Below are 24,791 nucleotides of genomic sequence, written 5' to 3'. Positions count from 1 at the left end.
TGCAATATTATCAATGTAACTAATGTCTCTCCGACACGAAATCCCATCGGTCGAGGACGGCCGTACCGGCGTTACAGCGGTTCGACGAGGTCCTCGAGGGCCGCTGCCGGATCGTCGGCTTTCGCGACGCCGCTGGCGAGCAACACGCCGTCGGCACCGAGGTCGGCCGCCGCGACGACGTCCTCACCGGTGCTGATCCCCGCCCCACAGAGGACCGAGACGTCGCTGTCGACGGCCCGGGCGGCGTCGACGGCGTCCTCGACGACGTCCGGGTCGGCCTGGCTAACCGGCGTGCCGGTACCGATCAGCGCCGGTGGCTCCACGGCGACGGCGTCGGGACCGAGCGCCGCGGCAGCGCCGATCTGTTCCGGGTTGTTCGCACAGACGATCGTCTCGAGGTCCGCACGCTGGGCGGCGTCGACCGCGCCGTCGACGTCGGCGAGTTTCAGCCGCTGCTCGGAGTGGTTGACGAGCGTGCCGACCGCGCCCGCGTCGGCGACCGACTCCGCGAGCGTGTGGCCGGTGTTGCTGCCGTGGTCGATCGGATCGACGTGCTGGGACCAGGTCTCGACGCCGGTGTCGGCGACGCGCGCTATGTGAGCCGCTTGCGGGGCGACAGCGAGGCGGGCGTCCGTTCGGTCGTCGACGTCGCGGACGGCTTCGGCGACCGCGACGGGGTCACAGGGGTACGTCTTCAGGTTGACGAGGATGAACATACGTGAGACGCCTGCCGCACGGAAGAAATAGCTTGCGTGTCGCCGCTGGGTGGCGACGGCGGTCGAATCAGGGGGGACACGACCGGCCCCCGACGTGCGCAACCGCGTCGAGACGGGGCAGCAACCGTTCGGGACCCGGGCGGCCGCTCGAGGCGAGCGATCCGGAACCGGGCGTCAGTCTTTCCGTTTGACGACGTCGCCCAGGGTGTAGCTGCCCGAGGAAGAGCCGCCCGACCACTCCGAATCCTCGGCCGACCCACCCTCCGCGCTGAGGTCGACGTCGAGGAACCGCTCGAGTTTGGACTGGACGCGGTCGCTCGGCAGGGTGTCGCCGCGTTCGATCTTGCGGATGAGGCTCGCCTTCTCGTTGAGTTCGTTGGCCAGATCGGACTGGCTGAGGCCCTTGTTCTCGCGGGCCTGACGGACGCGCTCGTCGTAGTCGGTCGCGAGTTCGTCCATGTCGTCGAACATGTCCGTCTGTCGGCGGCTCGAGCCGCCGGAACTACTGCTGGTCGTTCCCCCGCCGCTGCTCTTGCCGCTGCTGGAGGACGAACCGCCGCTGGAGGAGGTCGAGTACTTGGTCGACGAGCTAGAGCTCGAGGTCTGTTTCACCTCGGTGCCGAAATCGGTGCAGTTCGAACACACGTCGAGTTTCGCACCTTCGACTTTGATGGTCTTCGGGGCCGACGTCTCCGCGCCACACATCTCGCACTGAACCATGCTCGAAACTATATCGCGGCGAGCCATAAACCATGCGGCGCGCTCCCACTTGCGGAGCCCCGTCGTCTCACTCGAGCGCGAGCCAGGAGTAGTAAAAGCGCTGGAGCGCGGTCAGGTGGCCGACGGCGGCCAGGAAGATCAGCAGCCAGCCGACGATCGTGAACCCGCCGTACTCTCCCGAGAGCGGATAGGCGAGGAAGCCGACCGCGCCGATGATCGCCAGCCGGTCCGCCCGGCCGACGAGACCGCCGTAGACGCGCTCGAGGCCGACGGCCTGGGCCTGCGTGCCGAGGTAGGAGGTCATCACGACGCCGGTGACCGCGAGAAAGCCCAGGTAGTAGTTGCCGATCCCGGCGGCGAGTCCAGCCACGACGACGATGTCGGCGTACCGGTCGAGGACGTGATCCAGCAGGTCGCCGGCGGCCGAGGCCACCTCCTGTTCGCGGGCGAGCGCGCCGTCGACGACGTCGAGCCAGCCGTTCACGAACACCAGCGCGGCGGCGACGACGTACCAGATCCGATCGGCGCGCCCGCCCAGCAGGAACGCAACCGCGGCGAGGACGGCCATCCCGAACGCCAGCACGCTCACCCCGTTGGGCGTCATGCCGACGCGGTCGAACCCCCTGACGAACGGGTCCAGAAACCGCGTGGCGTAGGGGCGGAGTCTGTCGAGCGTCATTCGAGATACCCCACGAACTCGACCTCGCCGGCGCTGGGTTCGCGGTCGCCGGTCACGACGGCCGCCAGCGCGTCGGCCACGTCCGCCGGATCGCGGTCGGTCGTGTCGATCTCGTAGACGGACTCGAGGCCGTGTTCCTCGGCCGCTTCCGCGAGGAGGACGTCCAGCGCCTCGCTCTCGGCGTTTTCCCGTGCCTTCGCCTCGCTCTCGCCGCGCTCGAGCAGCCGTTGCTCGAGTCGCTCGGGCCGACAGCGCAACACGGCGATTCGATCCGCGTCGAAGTGGTGTGCGAGGTGGGACTCGATGACGACGTCGTCGCGACCGTCGAGCCAGTCGGCCAACGCCTCGAGGTCGGCCACCTTGCTCTCGCGTTCGGCGTCGACCTCGGTGTAGAAGCCCTCGCGTTCCAGGACTTCGTTGAGGTGGATCACCTGGAGATCCGGGAGATCGGAGTCGCCGCCGAGACGGGACTCGAGCAACCCGGTGGCGGTCGTCTTCCCCGTTCCCGGCGTGCCGGTGACGGCGATCCTCACGTGTCGCACACCTCCGGTTCGCCGTCGTCCTCGACGGCAGCGTCACCGTCACGCTCGCGCTCGCGGTCCGCCAGCACGTCGTTCAGCGTCTCGACGGCCAGTTCGGTCTCCTCCTCGGTTCCGCAGGTGATCCGGATACAGCCCGGAAGGCCGAAACTCGAGCAGTCGCGAACGATGACGCCGCGTCGTTTCATCGCCTCGGTGACGACGGAGGCGTCGCCGACGTCGACGAGGACGAAGTTGCCCTCGCTCGGCCAGACGCGAGCGTCGATCGACTCGCGCATGTACTCACGGGCGGTCCGTGCCGTCTCGACGGTCCGTGCGACGTGTTCGTCGTCGTCGATCGCGGCGAGTCCGGCGCGACAGGCGAGTTCGCTCGCCGCGAACGGCGTGTTGACGCGAGCGTAGGCCTCGCCCCACGCCTCGGGAACGACGGCGTAGCCGAGACGGACCCCTGCCAGCCCGTAGGCCTTCGAGAACGTCCGGAGGACGGCGACGTCGTCGCGGGCGTCGAAGCCCTCCCGGCCTTCGATCAGCGCGACGGCGGACTCGCCGTCGGCGAACTCGCCGTAGGCTTCGTCGACCACGACCAGCGTCTCCTCGTCGGTCTCGTCGGCCAGGCGTTCGATCTCGGCGAGCGACATCGTCGATCCGGTGGGGTTGTGCGGACTGGTCAGCCAGATCATCCGCTCGTCGTCGTAGGTCTCGAGCACCGTCTCGGCGTCCTGTGTGAACTCTTCGGCCTTCGAGAGCGTGTACTCCCGGACCGTGCCGTGGTGGTAGCGCACGCTCATCCCGTAGTAAGCGAAGCCGGGATCGGGAACGAGTACGCCGTCCTCGGACTCGAGCGCGGCCCGGTGGAGGTAGTCGATCGCACCGTCGCCGCCGTTGGCCAGCCAGACCTGCGAGTCGTCGACGTCCCAGCGGTCGGCCAACTCGGCCGTCAGGTCGGCGTGGGCGGCCTTCGGGTAGGAGCTGACGGTCGCGGCGGTCTCGCGAATGGCCACCGTCGCTGCCGGCGAGGGGCCGTGGGGGTTCTCGTTCGAGGCGAGTTTGACGAACTCGTCGGGGTCGCGGTCGAGTTCGCGGGCGACCTCCTCGATCCCCCGGCCTGCCTCGTAGGCGACGTGATCGGACAGGTCGCGCGGTTGCATACGAGCATCCTGTCGGCGGCGGGTCTTAAGGGTGCTTACCTGTTGCCGCGGTTGCATCCCGCGTTCGGTACCCGGCGGGGTCGTTCGAACGCTCACCCGAGCGGCAACTAGTACGAGTCGACCGCTACTTCCGGAACGCGCTCGAAGTCGCTGTCTCGCGTAACGAGTCGGGCACCGTTGTGGCGACAGATTCCAGCGATGAGCGTCTCGCCGAGATTGATCGACTCTCCGGCGTCGAGGAGTTCCGCTTCGACGAGCGCGGCTTCCCGAACGGCCGGTTCGGTCATCGGAAGCGGGTCGGCCCAGTCCAGGCCGGTTGCAACGCGTTCGACGCCGTCTCGACCGTCGGCGCGGGCTGCACCACGATACACTTCGAAGAGTGCCAGCGTCGGTACGCAGAACGGTTTCCCTTCGTGTGCTTCGAGATACTCCGCAGTGGCTTCGACTCCGTCGAGATAGTCCAGAAGAAACGTAGTGTCGAAGGCGATCATCGATCTGCTCGCGTCCGGAGATCGTCGTCGAGTTCGTCACGGGTCGCTTCGACGGCGTCCCGAAATCCGTCCACGTCTTCCATCGTGCCGAATCCCTTCAGCGGGTCGTGCTCGTCACCAGTGAGCCGAAGAATCGTGTCGGTGAAACTCTCGTCCTCTCGCTTGTGTGCTTTCAGCCGCTCGTAGGCTTCCTCCGTGATGGTGAGACTTTTCGTCCCCATACACGTACGTCTGGACGTATACCCACTTATGTCTTCTTCGGCGACGATTACTCGCTCCGAAGCGATTCCAGCCGCTCGAGCGTGTCCGCGTCCTCGGGGTTCTTGTCGGATCGAACGCCGAGGAATCGCGGGAACCGCAGCGCGTAGCCCGCGGAGTAGGTCGGCGAGGTCTGGATCTCCTCGTAGCCGACCTCGAAGACGACCGCCGGCTCGAGGTCCACCGCCTGGCCCTCCTCGGCGGCGATGTGTGACTCCAACAACTCGGTCAGTTCTTCCAGTTTCTCGTCGGTGATTCCGGTCGCGACCTTGCCCACGGTTTCCAACTCGCCGGTGGACTCGTCCCGTACCGAGAGTTCGAACGTGCCGAGGAACGTCGCCCGCCGGCCCTCGCCCCACTCCGCGCCGGTGACCACGCAGTCCAGCGTCTCCACGTCGGGTTTGCGCTTGCGCCAGTGTTTCCCGCGCCGCCCCGGCGAGTACGTCGAGTCGGGGTTCTTGAGCATGATCCCCTCGTGGCCGGACTCGAGGGCGTCGGCGTCGATCGACTCGATCTCCTCGGGGTCGTCGGTGAGCCACAGTAGCGAGAGTCCGTCGACGTCCTCGGGATCGACGTCTCCGTCGGCGGACGGCGGGGTGAGAACCTCTTCGAGCCGCTCGTGGCGCGCCGTCAGCGGCTCCTCGAGCAGGTCCTCGCCGTCGGCGTGGAGGCAGTCGAAGAAGACCGGGCGCACGGCCACGTCCTCGCGGGCCTTCGCGACGTCGTGTTTGCGCCGGAACCGTTTGAGCACCTCCTGGAACGGGAGCGGATCGCCGTCCTCGTCGATGGCGACGACCTCGCCGTCCAGAATCGCCGGCCCCTCGAGCGTCTCCTCGGCGAACTCGACGATCTCCGGAAGGGCGTCGGTGACCTCCTCCATGTTTCTCGAGAAGACGCTGGTCTCGGCGTCCCCGCCCCCGTTCTCGGGTCCTGCGGCGGGATGGTAGTGCAACTGGATGCGCGCGCCGTCGTACTTCCACTCGACGGCGGCCTCGTCCCACTCCCCGAGCGCGTCCGTCACCGTCCCGGCCTGTGCGAGCATCGCCTGAACGGGGCGGCCGACCTCGAGGTCCATCGCGTCGAGCCCCTCGAGGCCCTCGTCGCGGGCGACGCGGGCGACCTGCCCGTAGTCGTTGGACACCTGCAGCGCGCGCTCGACGCGCTCCTCGGGCACGTCGAAGGCCTCGGAAATCGCGTCGCGGACGGTCCCCTCGCCGACGCCGATGCGCATCTCTGAGAGGACCAGCCGGGCGAGGTAGCGGGCCTCCTCGCTCGAGCAGCGGTTGAACAGCCCGAAGAGCAGGTCGATCTTCCGGTCCTGACTGCCCGATCCCTCGGCGGCGGCGACGTCCTCGAGCGTCTCGTAGACCTCGCGAACGGTGAGGTCTTCCCCGTCAGCACCCGCGCCGCTTCCTCCGGCGAACGCGCCGAGACCCGCCTGCCCGCCGAAGTCGTAGCTCGCGGCCACGTCGCCGATCTCGCCGAGGTCCGCGAGGCGTTCCTCGACGTCGTCGGCGTCGACGTTCGTCCCCGCCGCGCGGGCGATGGCCTCGTAACAGGTCGACGGGCCGATGTCGAGTTTCGTCGAGTCCCAGGCCGGGACCACTCTCCCCTGGACGAATCGCGCGACGATCTCGATGGTCGCCGGCTCCCTCGCAGTCTTCGGGGACTCGCTCTCGCCTGCGCTGCCCGCCTCCTCGAGCAGTGCCCGGACGTGGTCGACGATCTCGAGGTCGGCTGGCTCGGCTTCGATCGTTCCGGCGCGATCGGCGAACGTGGCGAACTCCATCGGGCTGGTGTACTCACGTGGGGAGTAAAACGGTTCTGAGACGCCGTGCGGGTCGGTGACGGATCGCGACCGATGGACGTGCATTCAAGTCGGTCGCTCCCGCAAGGGCCGACTATGCCAGAGGAGGAACTCGCCGCCCGGGTCGCCGACGTCCTCTCCGTCGACGCCGCGACGTTCCGCCAGCGGGCGGAGGAAGATGCGGCGGTGATTACGGAGGGCGTGGAGGAGGGCGTCTTCGACAACCCCCAGGCGATCGTCGGCTTCGAGTACGAGTTCTACGCGGTCAAAGACGACGACGCGTCGCTGCGGCGGGTTCCCCGTCGCCTCCTCGAGTTGATCGGCTTCGAGAAGGAACTCGGCCTGCACAACGCCGAGATGACGACGAGCCCCCAGCCGCTGAACGCCCACGGCTTGCGCGCCCAGGAATCGGAGATCAAGGCCCGCCTCGAGACGGCGCTGACCGTCACCGAGACCGAGGGGATGCGACTGGTCAGCGACGGCCTCTGGACGCTCCCGCCGGAGGGGGAAGACGCCGCCACCTACCTCACGGACAGCGTCGAGCGAACTGCGGTCGACGAGTCGGGCAACGAGCGCTCGATCCGGATCGCGACCAACATGAGCGACTCCGCGCGCTATCACGCGATGGCCAACACCGATCAGGCCGACGCCGCGGGGATGTTCGTCGGCGCGCCGAACGTCTCGTTGGAGGCCGATACGGTGATGCCCGAGAGCCTGATCACGTCCATCCAGCCCCACTACCAGGTGCCACACGCCATCGACCTCCCGCTGTACTTCAACTACGCGCTCCGCGCGGCCGGCCCGCTGCTCGCGCTCGGCGTCAACTCGCCGTTTTTCCCCGCCGACCTCTACGACGACGTCCCGCCCGAGCGAATCCTCGAGGACGCCTGGATGGAACACCGGATCAGCGTCTTCGAGACCGTGTTGAACGATCCCACCACGGGGGAGGGGAAAGTGCGGTTCCCGCGCGACCTCGAGAGCGTCGAGGAGGCGATCGACCGCGTCGTGGCCGACGACACCATCGTCCCGATGCCGATCGAACCGGGCGAGCGGTTCGACGACGAGTTCCCGTACTTCCGGCAGAAACACGGCACCTACTGGCGGTGGGTGCGGCCGGTCTTCGGCGGCCCGACCCGGTCGGCAGCCAACGCCCGCATCGAGTTTCGACCGATCCCGGCCCAGCCGACCGTCCGCGACTCCGTGGCCTTCCTCGCGGCGTTTGCTGGCGTGCTCGAGAGTTTCACCCGGCTCGAACATCCCGTCCTCGAACTCGACTGGGCGCGCGCCCGCGAGAACTTCTACGCCGCGATGGAGGACGGCCTCGAGGCCGATTTACACTGGATCACGAACGACGGCAAGGAGACGACCGACTCGCTGGCGCTGTACGACGACCTGCTCGCCCACGCCGAAGACGGTCTGGTCAACCGGGGCCTGAGCGACGAGGAGGCCGCGAAGTACCTCTATCCCCTCCGTCGCCGCGTCAGACAGCGGACGACGCCGGCCCGCTGGAAACACGACCGGGTCCGGGCGGAACTCGAGGGCGGCGCGTCCGTCGAAGCGGCGCTCGAGGCGATGCAACGGGAGTACGTGGCCCGCCAGCGCGAGACGCTGCTCGAGGGGAGTTTCGCCGACTGGGTGGGCGACTGACCGCGAGCAGGGTCGAACAATCGTCAGCTACCGATCACGACGGTGGCCGTTCGATCCCGCAAACGTTCGTGAAGCGACACGATCGCCCTCGTTCGCCGCCTACCAAGCGATAGTGATTAAGTACCCGGGTCCGCCACTGTTGGGTATGGTTACCTTCCTCTCCGGTGGCACCGGAACCCCCAAACTGCTCGACGGTGCCGGCACCGCGTTCTCGCCGGAGGAGACTACGATCGTCGCCAACACGGGCGATGACGTCGAACTCGGCGGGCTGTTCGTCTCGCCGGACGTCGACACGTTGCTGTTTCAGGGCGGCGGTGTACTCGACCGGGAGACGTGGTGGGGCATCGAGGGCGATACGCATCGGACGAACGCAGCGCTGATGGATCTGGCCTCCGCGGCGGATCTACCCACCGAGCCACAGTACCTCTCGGAGGAGCGCCAGACCGCCGGGCGAGAGATCGCGAACTGGCGACGGTTTTCCGGTGCCGGCGAGTTCATGACGATCGGCGACCGGGATCGGGCCGTCCACATCACGCGGACGAGCCTGCTCGATCAGGGCTACACCCTGAGCGAGGTCACCGAACGGCTCGCAACTGCGTTCGGACTCTCCGTCGACCTCCTGCCGATGAGCGACGATCCGGTCGCGAGCCTCGTCCACACCGACGAGGGGATGATGCACTTCCAGGAGTACTGGGTCGGCCGCGACGGCGAACCGACCGTCGAGAACGTCGAGTTCCGCGGCTCCTCGAGCGCCGAACCCGCACCGGGCGTCCTCGAGGCGCTCGAGGACCCGGTCGTCATCGGGCCGTCGAACCCGGTGACGAGTATCGGACCGATGCTCGCGTTGCCGGGCGTCGCCGACGCGCTCGCTCAGACGACCGTCGTCGCCGTCTCGCCGTTTCTCGGCGACGAGGCGTTCTCCGGCCCCGCCGGCGAACTGATGCAGGCGGTCAACGCGACGCCCAGTACTGCCGGGCTGGCGACCGCCTACCCGTTCGCCGACGCGTTCGTCATCGACGAGAGCGACGACACCCAGTTCGACCGGCCGACGATCCGCACCGACATCGAGATCACGTCGCCCGAGGACGCCCGCCGCGTCGTCGAGGCGATCGAGGACGCGCTCGAGCGCGCGGGCTGAGATGTTCGCGCCACGGCTCGCGCTGGCCAGCCTGAGCGGCGAGGCGGACGCCGACTGGGCGAGCGCGGGAGCCGACTACGCCGGGGCCGCGTTCCTCGGCGGCATCGCGGTCGACGACGCGTCGAGAGCGGCCGCACGGGAGATGGTCGCCGACCGCGACCGCACCGAGTTCCTGCCGCCCGATCCGCTCGCGTTCGTCGATCGCCAGCTCGCCGCCCTCGAGTCGGTCCCGATCCAGCCGGCGTTCAACGTTCGCAGCGCGACGCCCGGTCCGCTGGTCGAGGCGGCGAGCGTCTGTCGCGACCGAAATGCGCTTCTCGAGATCAACGCCCACTGTCGCCAGGACGAACTCTGTGCCGCCGGCTGCGGGGAGACGCTCCTGGCGGCCACCGAGCGCCTCCAAACGTACGTCGAGCGAACGGTCGCCACCGGCGCGACCGTCGGCGTCAAGGTTCGCGCGGAGGTCCCCGACGTCGACCTCGTGGTGACCGCTCGCGCGCTCGAGGACGCGGGAGCGTCCTTCGTCCACGTGGACGCGATGGACTCCGAGTCGGTGATCCGGGACGTCGCGGACGCGACGGACCTGTTCGTCGTGGCCAACAACGGCGTCCGGGACGACGAGACCGTTCGCGAGTACGTCGACTACGGTGCCGACGCCGTCAGCGTCGGTCGTCCGAGCGACGATCCGGCCGTCCTCGAGCGGGTGCGTGAGGCAGTCGACCGGCACCTGTCCGTCGAGGCGGTCGGGTGACGTTGTAGCCGAGGCGAGTTTTCAGTTCGTAAAAACGGGTGGTTCGGTGGGAGAAGCGTCGCTGTCCGTTACTCCGAGGAGTGATTCGACCGATCCGAAACGCCGAACGCGGCCGGATCTGCGTTCCCGACCGCTGGCAGCCGTCGGAGGTGGGATCGAGACAGAACGTAGGCTCCTGCGACTCCGAAGCCGAGTGCAGCGAGCGCCATGGTGGTCGTCGTCCCCACTACTTCGGCGATCCCACCGCCGAGCAGCGAGCCGATCGGGAGGGTGGCACCCGAGGCAGTCCCCTTGATCGTGGAGATCCGCCCGAGAACGTCCGTGGCGAAGACGGTCTGGTTCAGCGTCGCCGTGAGGACGCTGGTGACCCCGATGGGGATCCACGCGAGCCCGAAGCAGACGACCGTGAGCGGCGTCGACGGGGCGAGTACGGCCGCGAGCCAGACGCCCGCGGTGAGCGCGTAGCTCCCGAACGTGATGCGACCGAACCCGACGCCTTCGAAGGACGGTGCGGCGAGGGAGCCGACGAGCCGACCGATACCGAGTGCCCCGAGTAACAACCCGTAAGCGGCGGCTCCGGCGAGTTCACCGCCGAACGACGGGAGGATTGCCAGCGTGACGCCCGTCGCGAAGTTGACGATAGCCGTCATCGCTACCAGTTCGACGAAGACCGTCCCGCGGAGGACGTCGACGCCCGCCCGCAGGTCGGCGACGTAGGAACCGATCACCGACCCGTTGCTCGTCTCGGGGGTGGGTTCCGAGGTGTCCGCGGTCGGAATCGCGATCCCGGCGAAGAGGGCGGCGGCGACCGCGAAGGTGACCGAATCGAACAGGAAGAGGGCTGTCGCGCCGAAGACGGCGATGAAGACCCCTCCCAGCGCGTCGAACACCATGTCCAGTCCCAGGGTGATCGTTGCCAGCGCGGAGTTCGCCCTCGAGAGTCGGTTCTCGTCGACGATCCTGGGGAGAACCGCCGCTCGCATCGGGGACATGACGGTCTGGGCCATCGTCAGCACCGGAACGACGGTAAACAGGACGCCGACGCTCAGCCGATCCGTCACGGCGGCGAACGGTAAGGCGAGGACGACGACCCCCTGTACTAACTGGGAGCCGATCAGTAGCGGTTCGATCCGGTACCGATCGACCAGCGGGCCGGCGAAGATCTGTAACAGCCAGGGGAGCAGCAAGACGGCGTTGAGAGCGCCCGTGACGACCGTCGAGCCGCTGAGTTCGTGCGCGATCCAGAGGACCGCGACGGTGTAGAGGCTATCTCCGGCGTTCGTCACGAACTGGCCGGTGAAGAACAGCCGGAACGAGCGATTGTGCCACAGCGAGGCCCCCTCGCTGCTGGTGCGCAGGGTGGCCATCACTGCCCACCCCGTCGAACCGTCGATTCGACCGGTACGTCCCCCAGGGGCCTCGACGGATCCGGCTGTCGATTACGGAACGATACGTGCTCGAGTGAGTCCCGGCTCGGTGCCGGCGACTCGGTGGATGTCGGCATGTGCGTGCGTGTGTGCTGAGAGCACTGCGGCTACGGACCGTAGCGAAACGAACGAACTGAGAATGCTGCAGCTATCCGGTCCGTCACGCGGCCGGGGGCGAGAGCGGATCGTACACCGAGCGGCACGCGAGCCGACGGATCATACGATGGTACAGTTCACCGTCGCAGTACGACGAGATAAACGTAACGGAGGTGTGACAGTAGCTCGCGAGAGACGGGGTTCGACCCGCGTCCGACCGTGCTCGAGTGGGTCCGTGAGGGTTCGATGCTCCGGGAGTACGGACGAGAGCGCACGAGCGTGCTCCCGCGAGTCGATCCCACGGCGGTAGCCTCGGACGAAACTCAGGTGAACGGCGAGTCGTCGACGGATTGCGCGCCGAATTCCTCGCGACGATCTTGCCGTCGAACCTCGGTTGCGTGCAACGAACCGACCACGAAAGGCCTAACCACCGCGCTCGCCTGCACTCGGCTATGAGCCTCGAGGACCTCACCGAGGACGTCGAACAGTCCTACGCCGGCTTCGGCGACGAACTGACCGTCTCGCTCGACCGGGAGACGCGCAACGAACTCGCCCTGCTCGAGACCGCGCTCGACCCCGAGGACACCGACGAACTCGTCCGGCGGGCGATCCACATGCTCTTCCAGAGCACCGTCGACCGCGGGAACCTGGATTTCCACCTGCGCTCGGGGTACGACGTCACTTACGACGAGTACCTCTCGGGGATGACCTTCGACGAGATGACCGGCGCGGACCAGTACCCGAGCATGGACGACGAGCGCCGCTACCAGTTCTGAGGGGCCAGATCGTTCGGTTCGCTGGGGGTCGTGTCCTGCTCCCATCTGGGGTCGCCCTATCCCTTATAGACGGTCCTTAACGATCGATTCTGCCATATCGATTTAACCGCATATATACAATCGAATCCTGGTAATAGGCGAGCTTATTATCGTGCATCTCGCCAGTACGCACATGGCAATCAGTCAGTCCACGACCGAAACCGGATACCGCTGTCAGGAGTGCGGTGGCGAGCTACACGCGCCGTACGACTCCCTCGAGTGCACTGAGTGCGGCTACACGCCGCGCCACGGTGCCGACTGAGGGGACATCGTAGACGAACCGGCGAATGAACGATCGTTTTCGACTATTTATACTCTGATTTAAAATATCGATCCAGCGGGTCGTCGAGACCCGGGCGGATCGCGTCGACGGCAGCGGGTCGTCGAACGGTCAGGTCATGGGGTCGGCCGTCAGTCGTCGATCGGCGCGGCGCTCGAGAGCGCCTCGTCGATCTCGGCGTCTTCCATCTTTTCGACGAGTGCGTCGATCACTTCTTCGCGCTTGCCCTTGACGAACTTGATCGAGCCGACGACGAGGTGACCGCCGCCGGAGACGCCGCCGCCGGGGACCTCCTCCTCGAGTTCCGAGACCATCTGCGGGATGTCCAGGCGGACCCCGTCGGAACGAAGGACGGCGAAGTCGGGGCCGTAGCCTACGGTGATGACGGGATCGCCGGTCTCCTCGATCTTCCGGTCGTGGATCTCGCCGGTGGTCTTGCCCGGCGCGGGGTACGTGAATCGGTGGGCGAAGTTCTCGACGTCGATGCGGTAGAGGTGCGCGCCGTTGTCGAGGTTCTCGTGCTCCAAGTGGGGCATCGCCGCCTCGAGTTGCTCGTCGACCTCCTCGCGGGCGCGGTCGGCGAAGAAGTCGACGAGTTCGCGGTGACGCTGTTCGTCGTCGGAGTCGATCTGGAGCAGATCCTGGACGAGCTGGTCGCCGGAGTTGTACCGCAGCCAGAAGGCGGCGTAGTCCAGCGCCTCGCTGAGGTCCTGGAGTCGATCCTCGTCGTAGCCCTCCTCGGCGGCCAGCGCGAGGTAATCTTCCATGGCGTCGGCCTTCGATCGGTCCGAGAGGCCGGCGACGGCGGGGACGTGTCGCAGTTCCTCGCCGAGATCCGGGTCGATCATCCGCGCGAGTTCGACGCAGAGCATCCCCGTCGTGATCCGGTAGTCCTCGTCGTGCAGATACGGATTGACGTGGGCGTCGAGCAGTTCCTCGACGGCGTCGGGATCGGGGTGGTGGTGGTCGACGACCGCGATCGGGATGTCGTAGTGGGCCAGCGTCTCGTAGGCAGGGACGTCCTCGGCCGTCGAGCCGTTGTCGAGCATGAGCAACAGGGGCAACTGCTGGCCGTGTTTCTCGCGGTCCTCGAGCGCGAAGTTGAGGTCACGCGTGGCGTCTTCCATCTCGTAGAACGGTGCCTTCGCGGGCAGCCGCTTGATGAGGTGTCGCGGGGCCTCGGGATCCTCGTGGACCTCGCCGATGAACCGCTCGAGGGCGATCTGGACGGGGACGGCCGCACACATCCCGTCGCCGTCGGCGTGGTGGCGGATCCGGATCGGCCGCCCCTCGAGGACGGTCCGCCGGAGCAGTTGCGCGACCTCGCGGAGGTTCGGGCGAAGCTTCTCGAAGGCGGGCCAGTCGATCAGCGGCTCCACGTCGAGGGGTTCCGAACGGGTCTCGATCGCTTCCTCGAGACGCTCGCGGGCGGCCTCGGCGTCCTCGCCCTCGAGCGTCGAGAGGCCGTCGACCTCGACCTGGACCGATTCCTCGCGGTGTTCCGGCGTGCCGGTGACGCGGACGACGTCGCCGACCTCGACCTGCGGGTAGGCGCGGACGCCGGCCTCCTCGAACGCGGCACAGGGGACGACGCCGTCCTCGTCGGCCACGTGGAAGATCGTCGGGCCGCCGGTCTGTTTGACCTGAACGACCTCACCCTCGAGGTGGATCTGGTCGCCGAGGTTGGCCTCGAGGCGATCCGTGCCGGTCAGAGAGTAGTCGTGGGAGACGGATTCGACGGTGTAGTCGTCGACGTCGACGGGTTCGAACGCCATGTCGCCGTTGTCGCGGACGCTCTCGAGTTCGACGACGAGTTCGTCGCCGACGGCGAAGGTCCCCTCGAGAACGGATTCGTGGACGAGTCCGGAGACGGAGTCGGAGAGATCGACGAACACGCCGTAGTCGACGATGCCGTTGATTTCGGCGAGATACGGTGTCCCTCGTTCGAGATCGTCGGCGGTACAATCGGAATCGAGATCGTAGACGACGGAATCCCCGTCGTCGGTGCCGGTATCTCCGGCAGACTCACGTGTCATCGTGCACCAGCGTTTGGGACGGGCGCGTATAACCCTTGCCAAGAAGGGTTTGGAGCGCAGGGAAGCGATCACGGCTGATACGCGACTCGTCGCCGGTTGCAGAACCATCTACACGTACTCGTCGGTGACGGCAGTCGGGACCGATCACTCGGTGTCGGCGAACAGTCGCTCGAGGTTCGTCGCACACCAGTCGTCGACGGTCGCGGCCTCGACCCTGGCTCGTAGGTTCGCCGTCCGTCGTTCCTGCTCGTCGTTCGGCATGGAGACGGCCTCGAGGATGGCCTCGCCGAGGGCTTCGACGTCGAAGGGGTTGACGGTGAGCGCCTCGTCCTCGAAGGCGTCGGCGACGCCGGCGAACTCGCTCAGGACGAGCGCGCCGCCGGTCCCACGGGAGGCGGCGACGAACTCCTGGGCGACGAGGTTGAACCCGTCTTTCGTCGAACTGACGATTGCGGCGTCGGCGTCGCGATAGAGCGCGAGTACGCTCTCGTAGGGCAGATCGGATTCGACGTACGTGATCGGCCGCCACTCGTTCGTCCCGAACCGCTCGTTGATCTCGTGGACCCGCTCGCGGATCCGGTTGCGATACCGCCGGTAGGCGGGGATGCGGGTCCGGGACTCGACGCCTTTCTGCAGGTAAGCGAACGTTCCCCGGGCGTCGGGATACCGCTCCCAGACGTACTCGAGCGCGTCGAGGCGCTTGTCGATCCCCTTCGTGTAGTCGAGTCGGTCGACGCCGACCGCCACCGGGACGTCTTCGGGGAGTTCGTGGGCGTTGGCGATCGCCTCCCAGCGGCCGTCTGCGCACGCGGAGTCGGCTCGAGCGGCGACCGCGTCCGGATCGATCCCGACCGGCTGAACGAACGTCGCCGTTCGCCCGTCGTCCGACCCGTCGCCGTCATCGAACTCGACGACGCCGCTCGAGCGATCCACGTCGGCCCCGGGAAGCGTTTCGGCGACGCTCTCGAGGAAGTTCTGCCGATAGCGTTCGATGTGAAAACCGACGTGATCGTTAGCGAGTATCCCTTCGAGCAACTGCTTCCCCTGTGGACAGATCTCGAACAGTTCGGCCGGTGGCCAGGGGATGTGGACGAAGTGGGCCGTTCGGACGTCACCCTCGAGCCGGTTCCGGAGGTATCGCGGCGCGAGAAAGAGGTGGTAGTCGTGGAACCAGACCGTCGACGCGTCGCGGTCTGCGAGCACGTCGGCGAACCGCTCGTTCACCTCGCGGTAGCCGTCCCAGAACGAGGGCTGGACGTCGATCCGTTCGAGGTGGGCGTGAAACAGCGGCCACAGCACCTGGTTGCTGTAGCCGTAGTAGTAGTCGTCGACCTGGTCGGGTTCGAGCGCGACCCGCTTGAGCGTGTAGCTGGGGTCCGCCGGGGGGACCTCGAGTTCGCCGTCCGCAGAGACGACGGCCGGATCGAAGTCGGCCGACTCGCTGCCCCAGGCGACCCACTCGCCGCCGGCCGACTGCAACACCGCGTTGAGCGCAGTGATGACGCCGCCGTGCGACCGGACGGGTTCGATGCCCGCCGTCGTGTACTGGTGGCCGTACGGCTGACGATTGGAGACGATCGTAAGCGCCCCGTCGGCCGTCTCGTCCGCCCCAGCCGTGAGGTCGTCCATCTACCCGGACCTTGGCCAACGCGGGATTAAATCTGTCGTCACCCGCGCACCGACGCGGCGGAGCCAGCGAAAGGGTTAGTTCGCTGGGCTCGAGACGGCCTACTCGAATGCGCCTCCCAGACGGGCTCCGCGATCGGTTGCAGACGCTCCGGTCGGTCGCGGACCGGGTGTACGACGCTCGCCGGGAGTTCTTGCGGTCGCGATTCGACGGCTACGTCGCGGACACCTACTACTTCGTCCCGGACGACGACTACTACTGCTGGCCCGCCCTGAGCGGCGGCTCCTTCGAGGGGTTCACGGAGTTGCTCCCCGCGGAACGGGCGGCGCTCGAGCCGCTACTCGAGGACGGCTTCGAGATGCTGGGCGTCGGTGCCAGCCGGATCGCGTGTGGGGTACCCCCGCGGCTGACGGGGGACGAGCCGCTGGTGGTGAAGATCGGTCGTTGCGGTATGGGCGAAACCTACGGCGCGGGACGGACGAACAACCTCGTCGAAGCGCGAGTCTCGACCGCCGCCGCGGACGCACCCGTCCTCCCGTCGTCGTACTGCGATCCCCGGGGTGGGTTCGCCGTCTACCCGCGGGCCACTCCCCTCGAGGGATCCGACATCACGAACGAGCAGCGGCGGGCCATCCGAACCGCGGTCACCGAGGCCGTCCCCGACCTCCGAGGGGACGAACTGGCCGATCCGTCGAACCTCTGTCGGTGGAACGGCGATCTGTACACGCTCGATTACTGCGAGTTCGACGACGTGCCGTCTCCGATGGGCGTTCCCGACCACGTCGACGGCGAGGCCGTGATCCGCGAGGTGGACCGTCTGCGAAGCCGCGGTGAGAAGCGGGACATCGACGGCTCGTTGCGCCTCGTTCGACCCTCGATCGCCGCCGACTGACGTCGCGCAGACGACCGACCGCAGTTACTCGAGTCGGATCGACGGCTCACGAGTACGAGTCGTCGAAACCGTTACTCGTCCGCTCGAGCGAGCGATTCGCGAAGACTCGTAGCGACCGTCTCGAGTGCGTCCGTGTTCGTCGGCAGCCGGTCGAAGAAGTCGACGAACGCGGTGCGGGTCCCGGAGAGATAGACGCGTCCGTCGGTCGCCCCGGCGGCGACGTCCGTGACCTCGGCGGCGTTCAGGAGGACGTCGACGTCCTCGCTCGGGAGGTCGGAGACGACGAACGAGGTCGCCGATCCCAGGTCCGCGTCGCCGACCGTTCGCTCGCTGAGGGTCCGGTAGCGCTCGAGTTCGCGCCGGGAGGCGTCGGGGTACTCGGCGACCGTCACCCCGTCGGAGCGGACGCTGCGCTCCTCGGAGAGGGCGTGTGCGACCTGGACGACGTCGTAGGTCTCGCGGGTGTCGTGGGTGCGGATGACGTGTGCGCCGCGGTCGACCTCGAGCGTCGCGGCCGCGAGGCTCACCGCCAGCTGGTTCTCGGTTTCGGGCTGGTCGGCGAGGTCGCCGAGGAAGTCCTCGCGGTTCGTGGCGGTCAGGATCGGTCGGCCGAAGGCGCGGAACTCCGAGAGCCGGCGGAACATCTCCCAGTTGTCCTCGAAGGTCTTGCCGTCGTACCAGCCGCCGAACGCCGGGTCGATGATCGTCCGGTCGGTGAAGCCGTCACGGCTCAGTGCCTCGAAGACGTCGTCGATAGTCTTCAGCGCGCCCGGGTTCTCGAGGTCCGGCGGGCTGGCCATCTTGATGACCGGGACGTCGTAGGCCTCGACGGTGGGCTTCATCTCCGGGTCCGCGAAGCCACAGACGTCGTTGATGATATCGAAGCCCGCCTGGATGCCCGCCTCCGCGACTTCGGCGTAGCGGGTCTCGAGCGAGAAGACGACGTCGCTCTCGACGTGCTCGAGCACGTTCGCGGCCTCCTCGAGGCGTTCGAGTTCATACTCGGGTGGTTTGGTCTCGTACTTCGGGTTGGCCGACTGGAGGCCGACGTCGATGATGTCCGCACCCGCGGGCACGAGTTCCTCGTCGACCATCGCCGCCGCCCGCTCGGCTCGGGTCTCGACGCTCGGTTTGTACCCCGAGTTGTCGCTCATGTTCAGGACGCTCATAATCTTCGGCGGATGGCCGTCGCCGATCGATAGATCGCCGATCTCGACCGTTTGCATAGTTCCCTGTTCGACCTGATGGAGATATATCCGTTGAAGCGGGCAGGCGACGCCGCGAGCCCTCGAGATCGGCAACGGTAGGTCCGTTAGGGGCCGTGGCGTCTGAACAGCGGCGAGGCTTGCCCGCTCGAGAGCGCCTCCGGCGGGAACCCCTCGTCTTCTTCGCGGGCGCTGGCGAGGTAGATGGCGCTGTTGATCAGGCCGATGTGACTGAACGCCTGCGGGAAGTTCCCGAGGTACGTGCCGTCGTCGGCGCGGATCATCTCGGAGAGGAGTCCGAGGTCCGAGCAGTGCTCGAGGAGTCGCTCGAAGAGGTCGGTCGCCTCCTCGACCCGTCCCGAGAGGGCGAGCGCGTCGACCAGCCAGCACGAACAGAGGACGAAGCCGCCGGGTTCGCGGGGCCTCGCTGGGCTGTTGGCGAAGCGGAAGACGAGGCCGTCGTCGGTCGCCAGCTCCGACTGGATCGTCTCGATCGTCTCCTGGACGCGCTCGTCCTCCGGCGGGAGGAAGTCGTACAGCGGGATCAGCAGGGCCGTCGCGTCCAGCGCGTCGCCAGCGCCAAAGAACTGGACGAAACTGCCCAGATCCGCGTCGTAGCCCCGGGTTTCGATCGCCTCGCGGATCGCGTCCCGGTCGCGATCCCAGCGCTCGAGCGGCCCCTCGCGGTCGTACTCGTCGGCCAGCCGGATCGCCCGGTCGAGCGCGACCCAGCACAGCAGTTTCGAGTGGACGAAGTGTTCCTCGAGGTCCCGGAACTCCCAGATGCTCCGGTCGCGCTCGTCCCAGTGCTCGCAGACGTAGTCGGCCAACGCACGGATCGACTCCCAGTCCTGGTCCGAGAGGCCGTCCTCGTACCGGATCGTCTCGTAGATGCCCTGGATCATCGTCCCGTAGATGTCGAGTTGTTCCTGGTCAGCCGCGGCGTTCCCGACCCTGACCGGCGTCGAACCCCGATAGCCCGCGAAGTGCTCGAGAACGTCTTCTCCGGGGTCGGTCTCGCCGTGGAGGCCGTAGAGTGGCTGGATCTCCGCGGGCTTCTCGTGGCCGATCTCGCGGAACCACTCGAAGTAGCGGTCGGCTTCGGTCGACTGGCCGACGCTGTGGAGCGCCTGGACGGTGAACTTCGCGTCCCGGATCCAGTTGTACCGGTAGTCCCAGTTGAGTCCGCCGCCGATCTCCTCGGGCAGGGAGGTCGTCGGCGCGGCCGGTATCGCCCCCGTCTCCTCGTGGATCAGTAGTTTGAGGACGAGCCCGGATCGGACGAGGACGTCCCGCCAGGCCGAGTCGAACGCCAGCAGCCCGGGACCGGACGCCTCGCAGGCCTCGAGCCAGTCGCACCAGTAGTCGATCGTTCCCTCGAGGATCCGCTCGTACTCGTCGGCCGACCGGTAGTCGGGCGCGCCGTACTGCAGACAGAGCCAGACGACCTCGCCCCCGTCCACGGTGACGGAGCCCGTCGCGACGGCGTCCTCGGAATCGACCTCGAGGTCGACCGCGTCCGCGGCGTGGAGGTAGAGACGCCCGCGCTCGTCGTCCGATCGCCCGTCGGCTCCGCGAGCAGATCGCTCGCGGTCCCCCGATCCGCCGTCGGATTCTCGGTCGACGTCCGGCCGCGCACCGTCGAGGCTCGAGTCGGTCGTCGCGTCCACCTCGGCCTCGGAGGCGAGGACGTCCCCATCGTCGGTGCGCTCGAGTTTCGTGACCGCTCGCGCGTAGTCGAACCGGGGCTGGAGGTGAACGTCGAGGTCGACGCTCCCCGATTGCCCGTCGATCTTCCGGTAGATCGCCTGCTGGAAGCGCTCGTCGGGCGGTTCACTCTCGCGGACGGGCATGAAGTCGGTCACGGTGGCCGTCCCGTCGCCGGTCTCGAACGTCGTCTCGAGGACGTTGGTCCCGTCGACGTAGGCGTGGCTCGCCTCGAACTCGCCGGCGGGGGTGACGGCGAACCGGCCGCCGCGGTCGGGGTCGAGGATCGCGGCGAACACGCTCGCGGACTCGAGGTGGGGGAAACAGCACCAGTCGATCGACCCGTTGCGCCCGACGAGCGCGGCGCGGTCGTCGTTGCCGATGAGACCGTAGTCGTCGATGGGGAGGACGTTCTCAGCCGTCATCGTTGCTCGGAGACGGGACGCCCGTCGTCGATCGATACCGATCGCGGACTACGCGCACGAATCGACACTGGGAGTCGTTCCACACGGCCCGGGAAAAGCGTACCCGCGGCAATGGACGGCCTCGAGCGCGTCCTGGTCGGGCTCCGGAGACCGAGCGGACTGCTTCGAGGCGAGCGGCTACGCCGGCACCTCCGTCGGATCGCGCTCCCAGTGGCGGTGCCGGGCGATGGCGTCGACGAACGCCTCGGCGGCCGACTCGAGGTCCTCCCCGTCGGGATCCATCACGACGCCTTGGTCCGAGACGACGCCCTCCCGCTCGTTCGCCACGTCGACGCCCGGCAGTTCGACTGCCTCGAGCAACTCGGTACCGTCGCCGACCGCGGCGATCGGCTTCTTGTGTTTGAACGTCTCGGCGACGAAGTGCCTGGCGGTGCCCTGCTCGAGGAGGGCGTCTACGTGGTCGCCGCCGGGGACGTAGACGGCGTCGAACAGCACCGATTCGGTCGTAACGTGGCTCTTGTCGGCCGCGACCGTGGAACCGTTTTCGGCCTCCTTGTCGCCCAGCACCTTCGAGACGAGCTTGACGCGCGCGCCCTCGTCCTGTAGCGTCGACTGGATCGTCTCGAGGTGGTCGCCGTCGTAGCCGTCGTCGACGAGGACGGCGATCTTGCGAGTCTCGATGGAGTCTGCGTCTCGTCGTTGCTCGATGCTCAGCCGCGAGTCCTCGCGGTCGTGGGTCGGCATCTCGTCGCCCGGTTCCTCGGGCGGTTCGACGCCGATCCCCTCCGCCACTCGTTTGGCGAACTCGTGGTCGACGTTGTTGAACAGGTCGTAGACCATTCGCTCGCGGATCTCCGTGCGGTCGACCTTCCCGAGTTCGAAGTGGGCGGCGTCGACGATGTTCCCCTTCTCGGGTTCGGTCATGCTGTTCCAGAACAGCCGCGCCTGATCGAAGTGGTTCTGGAAGCTCTCCGAGCGGTTGCGGATCTTCTCGCCGTCGATCTTCTCGGCGTAGTGGTCGTAGCCCCCTTCTTCTGCGGGGGCTTCCTGCGGATCGTCGTCGCCGATCGAGTTGGGCTTGTACGAGACTTTCCCCTCGTTGATCTCCTGGCGCATGAAGCCGGCGCGCTGGTTGTTGTGCCGTTCGGCGACCGGCCGGTTGATCGGGATCTCGTCCCAGTTGGCGCTGTTGAACCGGTTGAGCTGGGTGTCCTGGTAGGAGAACAGCCGGCCCTGCAGGAGCGGGTCGTTCGAGAAGTCGATGCCGGGGACGACGTTGCCGGGGTGGAACGCGACCTGTTCGACTTCCGCGAAGAAGTTGTCCGGCGTCTCGTTCAGGGTCATCTTCCCGATCGGCCGCACGGGGACCTCCGATTCGGGAACGATCTTGGTCGGGTCGAGGACGTCGAAGTCGAACGCTTCGGCCTGTTCTTCGTCGAAGATCTGGACGCCCAGTTCGAACTCGGGTTCGTACCCTTCCTCGAGAACGTCGTAGAGGTCCATCCGGTTGAAGTCGGGGTTCTTGCCGGCGATCTTCTGGGTCTCGTCCCAGACGAGTTGGCTGGTGTCGTACTTCGGCGTCCAGTGGAACTTGACGAACGTCGAGTCGCCGTCCTCGTTGACCAGCCGGAAGGTGTGGACGCCGAAGCCCTGCATCATCCGATACGCGCGCGGGAGCGCGCGACCCGAGAGGACCCACATGATCATGTGCGTGATCTCCGGCTTGAGGGAGGCGAAGTCCCAGAAGGTGTCGTGAGCAGCCGACGCCTGGGGCGTCCCGTCGTCGGGTTCGGGTTTGATCGCGTGGACCAGGTCCGGGAACTCCATCGCGTCCTGGATGAAGAAGACCGGGATGTTGTTCCCGACGAGGTCCCAGTTGCCCTCGGTAGTGTAGAACTTCGTCGCGAAGCCCCGAACGTCGCGAACGGTGTCGGGCGAGCCGCGTGAGCCGACGACCGTAGAGAAGCGGACGAAGACCGGCGTCTTCTGGTCGGGATCGGTCAGCACGTTCGCCTTCGTCAGTTCTTCGAGGTCGTCGTACTCGCCGAGATCGGGATCCTCGTAGGGCTGGAAGTAGCCGTGGACGCCCGTGCCGCGGGCGTGGACCACCCGTTCCGGGATCGACTCGTGATCGAACTGCGTCATCTTCTCCCGGAAGTGGAAGTCCTCCATGATCGTCGGCCCGCGCTCGCCGGCCTTCAGGGAGTTGTCCGTATCGCTGACCTCGACGCCGTGGTCGGTCGTCAGCGTCTCCCCGTCCGGAGTTTCCCGCACTTCGTCGAGTTGCTCCTGTTTGCTGTTCTCGTCCATCCCGTCCTCGTGGGTGTCGCTCGTGCCGGTCTGCCCGGGATCGGAGTCGGACCGCGATTCGTCCGTGCCGCTCCCGTCGGTCATCTCTCGTGCGGTCCCGTCGTCGCCCTCGTTGCTGGACCGATCGTCGGTTGTACCGGACTCGTCACCCGTCGATCGTTCGTCGGTTCGTCCGTCGGATGTGGAGTCGTCGTGTGCCATTATTCGTACCGGGTCGGATTCACGAACGGCGCACAGCCCGACGACCCGCGCCGAGACTGTGCGTCGAACCGGCCGGCCCACCGTTCGGTCCTCGAGCGGCCGCCACGTTCCGATCGGGGCCTCGAAAATCGATCGACGGCCGACCACGCTGGATCGATCCGCGGCGGAGGTCGGACGCGTCGTCGGTATCGCTCCGGGGACCCGTCGGACGCGTCGCGGCTCGAGAGCCGTCGCCGTCACGCGACCGGTTTACTCCACCGTCCAGCATGAGCGGCGTAAGGATCATCCCGACACCTGCAAGCGGTCGGCGGAGGTTAGTTCCCGGAGAGTTCTCCGGTTTCGGGTCGAAACGGCGGCGCTCGGGGACCCCGCCGGAGACTGCCGCGCATCAGTCGTCGTCCGCGACGTCGGTCACGTCGCCGGCGGTCAGCCGGTCCATGTCGCGGCTCGCGTGGTCGCGAATCTCGTCGTTGTCGAACCGTTCACCGTCGTAGGTGACGCTGATGGCCCAGATCGTTACGATTGCCGCGAGGGTCGCGGGGACCGCGGGTTCGACTTGCCCCTCCCCGAAGAACTCGGGGGAGCCGAGGCCGAACTCCCAGATCACGAAGACGAGCCCCCCGGCGACGAAGCCCGGAAGTCCCGCCTCGCGGACGGTACCGTCCCAGAGCATCATCACCAAGCCGGCGAAGAGCACGGACATGATACCCATGCCGAGCGTGTTGATGACGATGATCTCGATGCCGCTGAACGCGATCAGCGCCGCACCCACGCCGAACCCGACGATCGTGAGTCGGGTCGTGAGGACGAGGTGGGCGTCCGTGAGGGTATCGCGCCCGCCCCGAAGCGGGATATAGAGGTCGTTGATGAAACTCGTCGCGCCGGCGAGCAGGAACGAGTCCGCACCCGTAATGACGGAGGAGACGGCTGCGGCCAGCAGCAATCCGGCGAAGGCGTCGGGAAGCGTGTTGGTGATCGTCCAGGCGAAGGCCATCGAGGACTCGATCTCGGCCCCCTGCGCGTTGGCGATCATTCCGGCCGCCGCGGTGAGGATCCCGTAGCCGACGATGATCGTCCCCGCGAGGAAGGTGCCGAACATCGCGACCTTGCGGCTCCGGGCGGACCACGTGCGCTGGAGCATCTGCTGTTGCGCGCCAGCGACCGTGACGTACATCAGGTACCAGGTGCCGATCTGGACGATTCCGACGCCGAGCCAGTTCGTGTGGCCGGTCGGTACGTCGGCCGTGATCGCCCCGACGCCGCCGACGCTCGAGACGGCCAGCGGGATGGCGACGATCATGCCGACGATGATGACGACGCCGTGGAGCGTGTCGGTGTAGGCGACCGTGTTCATCCCGCCGTAGGCGGTGAGACCGACGAAGACGGCGACGCTCACCCAGAAGGCGGTGTTGAGGTCGATCCCGGTGACGACCGACAGGACCGAGGCCATACCGATCGTCTGTCCGGCCGTGAGCGCGACCTGGCCGGCGACGGTGAACAGCCCGGCGAAGTACTTCGTGTAGTCGCCGTACACCCGGCCGAGCAACTCGGGGACGCTGACGACTTCGAACGAGTAGATGAAGCCGATGAACAGCGTCATCGTCATCCAGGCCAGCCCCTGGGTCATCGCGTACCACTGGGCGCTGATCCCTTCGACGAACGCCTGCTGGGCGATCCCCATCGTGAGCCCGCCGCCCGTGAACGTCGCGAAGTAGGTCATCAGGTAGACCGGCAGGCTCAGGTTCCGACCGGCGAGCGTAAACTCCACGTACCCCTCGCCCGCCCCGCGACCGTACCAGAGGCCGACTGCCAGCGTCAGCGCGAAATACGCGATCATCGTCACCACGACCGGATCGGCGAGCGAATCACCCACCAC

The 24,791-nt window shown here is 67.2% G+C and carries 21 protein-coding genes; 6 read left to right on the top strand and 15 right to left on the bottom strand.

Features of this window, described 5'->3' with window-relative positions; translation table 11 throughout:
- Nucleotides 1-71: 71 nt before the first annotated feature.
- From tpiA to ligA, 8 genes are all read right to left on the bottom strand, one after another.
- Nucleotides 72-716, bottom strand: coding sequence for a triose-phosphate isomerase (gene tpiA / locus TX79_RS09430; RefSeq protein ID WP_049927196.1), 645 nt, complete (start codon nt 714-716; stop codon nt 72-74).
- A gap of 174 nt (nt 717-890) precedes the next feature.
- Nucleotides 891-1,436: a multiprotein bridging factor aMBF1 gene (locus tag TX79_RS19005; protein WP_081655527.1), complete on the bottom strand. Its 546-nt coding sequence runs from the start codon at nt 1,434-1,436 to the stop codon at nt 891-893.
- A 67-nt stretch (nt 1,437-1,503) separates the two neighbouring features.
- Nucleotides 1,504-2,115 (bottom strand): CDP-alcohol phosphatidyltransferase family protein, encoded by a 612-nt coding sequence (locus tag TX79_RS09415; protein ID WP_049927193.1) that lies wholly within the window; start codon nt 2,113-2,115, stop codon nt 1,504-1,506.
- Entirely contained in the window at nt 2,112-2,648 is a 537-nt protein-coding gene (locus tag TX79_RS09410) for an adenylate kinase family protein (RefSeq protein WP_049928343.1), read from the bottom strand. The genes TX79_RS09415 and TX79_RS09410 overlap by 4 nt, the downstream gene beginning before the upstream one ends.
- Entirely contained in the window at nt 2,645-3,802 is a 1,158-nt protein-coding gene (gene hisC / locus TX79_RS09405; protein ID WP_049927192.1) for a histidinol-phosphate transaminase, read from the bottom strand. The genes TX79_RS09410 and hisC overlap by 4 nt, the downstream gene beginning before the upstream one ends.
- 107 nt (nt 3,803-3,909) lie before the next feature.
- On the bottom strand, nt 3,910-4,293 hold the full coding sequence (locus TX79_RS09400) for a type II toxin-antitoxin system VapC family toxin (RefSeq protein WP_049927191.1): 384 nt from the start codon (nt 4,291-4,293) through the stop codon (nt 3,910-3,912).
- Nucleotides 4,290-4,514, bottom strand: coding sequence for an antitoxin VapB family protein (locus TX79_RS09395; protein WP_049927190.1), 225 nt, complete (start codon nt 4,512-4,514; stop codon nt 4,290-4,292). The genes TX79_RS09400 and TX79_RS09395 overlap by 4 nt, the downstream gene beginning before the upstream one ends.
- A gap of 47 nt (nt 4,515-4,561) precedes the next feature.
- Nucleotides 4,562-6,340: an ATP-dependent DNA ligase LigA gene (gene ligA, locus TX79_RS09390; RefSeq protein WP_049927189.1), complete on the bottom strand. Its 1,779-nt coding sequence runs from the start codon at nt 6,338-6,340 to the stop codon at nt 4,562-4,564.
- 114 nt (nt 6,341-6,454) lie between these two features.
- Between ligA and TX79_RS09385 the strand changes: the two genes are divergently transcribed.
- From TX79_RS09385 to TX79_RS09375, 3 genes are all read left to right on the top strand, one after another.
- On the top strand, nt 6,455-8,005 hold the full coding sequence (locus TX79_RS09385; RefSeq protein WP_049927188.1) for a hypothetical protein: 1,551 nt from the start codon (nt 6,455-6,457) through the stop codon (nt 8,003-8,005).
- Nucleotides 8,006-8,150: 145 nt separating this feature from the next.
- Nucleotides 8,151-9,143 (top strand): 2-phospho-L-lactate transferase, encoded by a 993-nt coding sequence (gene cofD / locus TX79_RS09380; RefSeq protein WP_049927187.1) that lies wholly within the window; start codon nt 8,151-8,153, stop codon nt 9,141-9,143.
- 1 nt (nt 9,144) lies between these two features.
- Nucleotides 9,145-9,894 (top strand): tRNA-dihydrouridine synthase, encoded by a 750-nt coding sequence (locus tag TX79_RS09375; RefSeq protein ID WP_049927186.1) that lies wholly within the window; start codon nt 9,145-9,147, stop codon nt 9,892-9,894.
- Nucleotides 9,895-9,962: 68 nt separating this feature from the next.
- On the opposite strand, the gene TX79_RS09370 is transcribed toward TX79_RS09375, so the two are convergent.
- A complete protein-coding gene (locus TX79_RS09370; protein ID WP_049927185.1) occupies nt 9,963-11,261 on the bottom strand; it encodes an MFS transporter in 1,299 nt (432 codons plus the stop codon).
- Nucleotides 11,262-11,869: 608 nt separating this feature from the next.
- On the opposite strand from TX79_RS09370, the gene TX79_RS09365 reads away from it, so the two are divergent.
- Together TX79_RS09365 and TX79_RS20000 are read left to right on the top strand one after the other, a co-directional pair.
- The gene (locus TX79_RS09365) at nt 11,870-12,193 is read left to right on the top strand and encodes a hypothetical protein (protein ID WP_049927184.1); all 324 of its coding nucleotides are present in this window, start codon (nt 11,870-11,872) and stop codon (nt 12,191-12,193) included.
- Nucleotides 12,194-12,365: 172 nt separating this feature from the next.
- On the top strand, nt 12,366-12,494 hold the full coding sequence (locus tag TX79_RS20000; RefSeq protein WP_268257983.1) for a hypothetical protein: 129 nt from the start codon (nt 12,366-12,368) through the stop codon (nt 12,492-12,494).
- Nucleotides 12,495-12,643: 149 nt separating this feature from the next.
- On the opposite strand, the gene TX79_RS09360 is transcribed toward TX79_RS20000, so the two are convergent.
- Both TX79_RS09360 and TX79_RS09355 read right to left on the bottom strand, forming a co-directional pair.
- Nucleotides 12,644-14,548, bottom strand: coding sequence for a DHH family phosphoesterase (locus TX79_RS09360; protein WP_049927183.1), 1,905 nt, complete (start codon nt 14,546-14,548; stop codon nt 12,644-12,646).
- 144 nt (nt 14,549-14,692) lie between these two features.
- Entirely contained in the window at nt 14,693-16,177 is a 1,485-nt protein-coding gene (locus tag TX79_RS09355; RefSeq protein ID WP_049927182.1) for an alpha,alpha-trehalose-phosphate synthase (UDP-forming), read from the bottom strand.
- A gap of 107 nt (nt 16,178-16,284) precedes the next feature.
- Here TX79_RS09355 and TX79_RS09350 point away from each other — a divergent pair, with 107 nt between their 5' ends.
- Nucleotides 16,285-17,067, top strand: coding sequence for a hypothetical protein (locus TX79_RS09350; RefSeq protein WP_049927181.1), 783 nt, complete (start codon nt 16,285-16,287; stop codon nt 17,065-17,067).
- 71 nt (nt 17,068-17,138) lie between these two features.
- Here TX79_RS09350 and TX79_RS09345 read toward each other — a convergent pair whose 3' ends face one another.
- From TX79_RS09345 to TX79_RS09330, 4 genes are all read right to left on the bottom strand, one after another.
- Nucleotides 17,139-18,293: a dihydropteroate synthase gene (locus tag TX79_RS09345; RefSeq protein ID WP_049927180.1), complete on the bottom strand. Its 1,155-nt coding sequence runs from the start codon at nt 18,291-18,293 to the stop codon at nt 17,139-17,141.
- Nucleotides 18,294-18,379: 86 nt separating this feature from the next.
- Nucleotides 18,380-20,404, bottom strand: a complete 2,025-nt coding sequence (locus TX79_RS09340) for a glycoside hydrolase family 15 protein (protein WP_049927179.1) — start codon at nt 20,402-20,404, stop codon at nt 18,380-18,382.
- 177 nt (nt 20,405-20,581) lie between these two features.
- The gene (locus TX79_RS09335; RefSeq protein WP_230198588.1) at nt 20,582-22,798 is read right to left on the bottom strand and encodes a catalase; all 2,217 of its coding nucleotides are present in this window, start codon (nt 22,796-22,798) and stop codon (nt 20,582-20,584) included.
- Nucleotides 22,799-23,303: 505 nt separating this feature from the next.
- The gene (locus TX79_RS09330) at nt 23,304-24,788 is read right to left on the bottom strand and encodes a sodium:solute symporter family protein (RefSeq protein ID WP_049927178.1); all 1,485 of its coding nucleotides are present in this window, start codon (nt 24,786-24,788) and stop codon (nt 23,304-23,306) included.
- Nucleotides 24,789-24,791: the final 3 nt, after the last annotated feature.

Source organism: Halopiger goleimassiliensis (assembly GCF_000455345.1).
GTDB lineage: Archaea > Halobacteriota > Halobacteria > Halobacteriales > Natrialbaceae > Halopiger_A > Halopiger_A goleimassiliensis.
The sequence above is the reverse complement of the archived record's forward strand: the minus strand, read 5'-3'. Positions and strand labels throughout refer to the sequence as shown.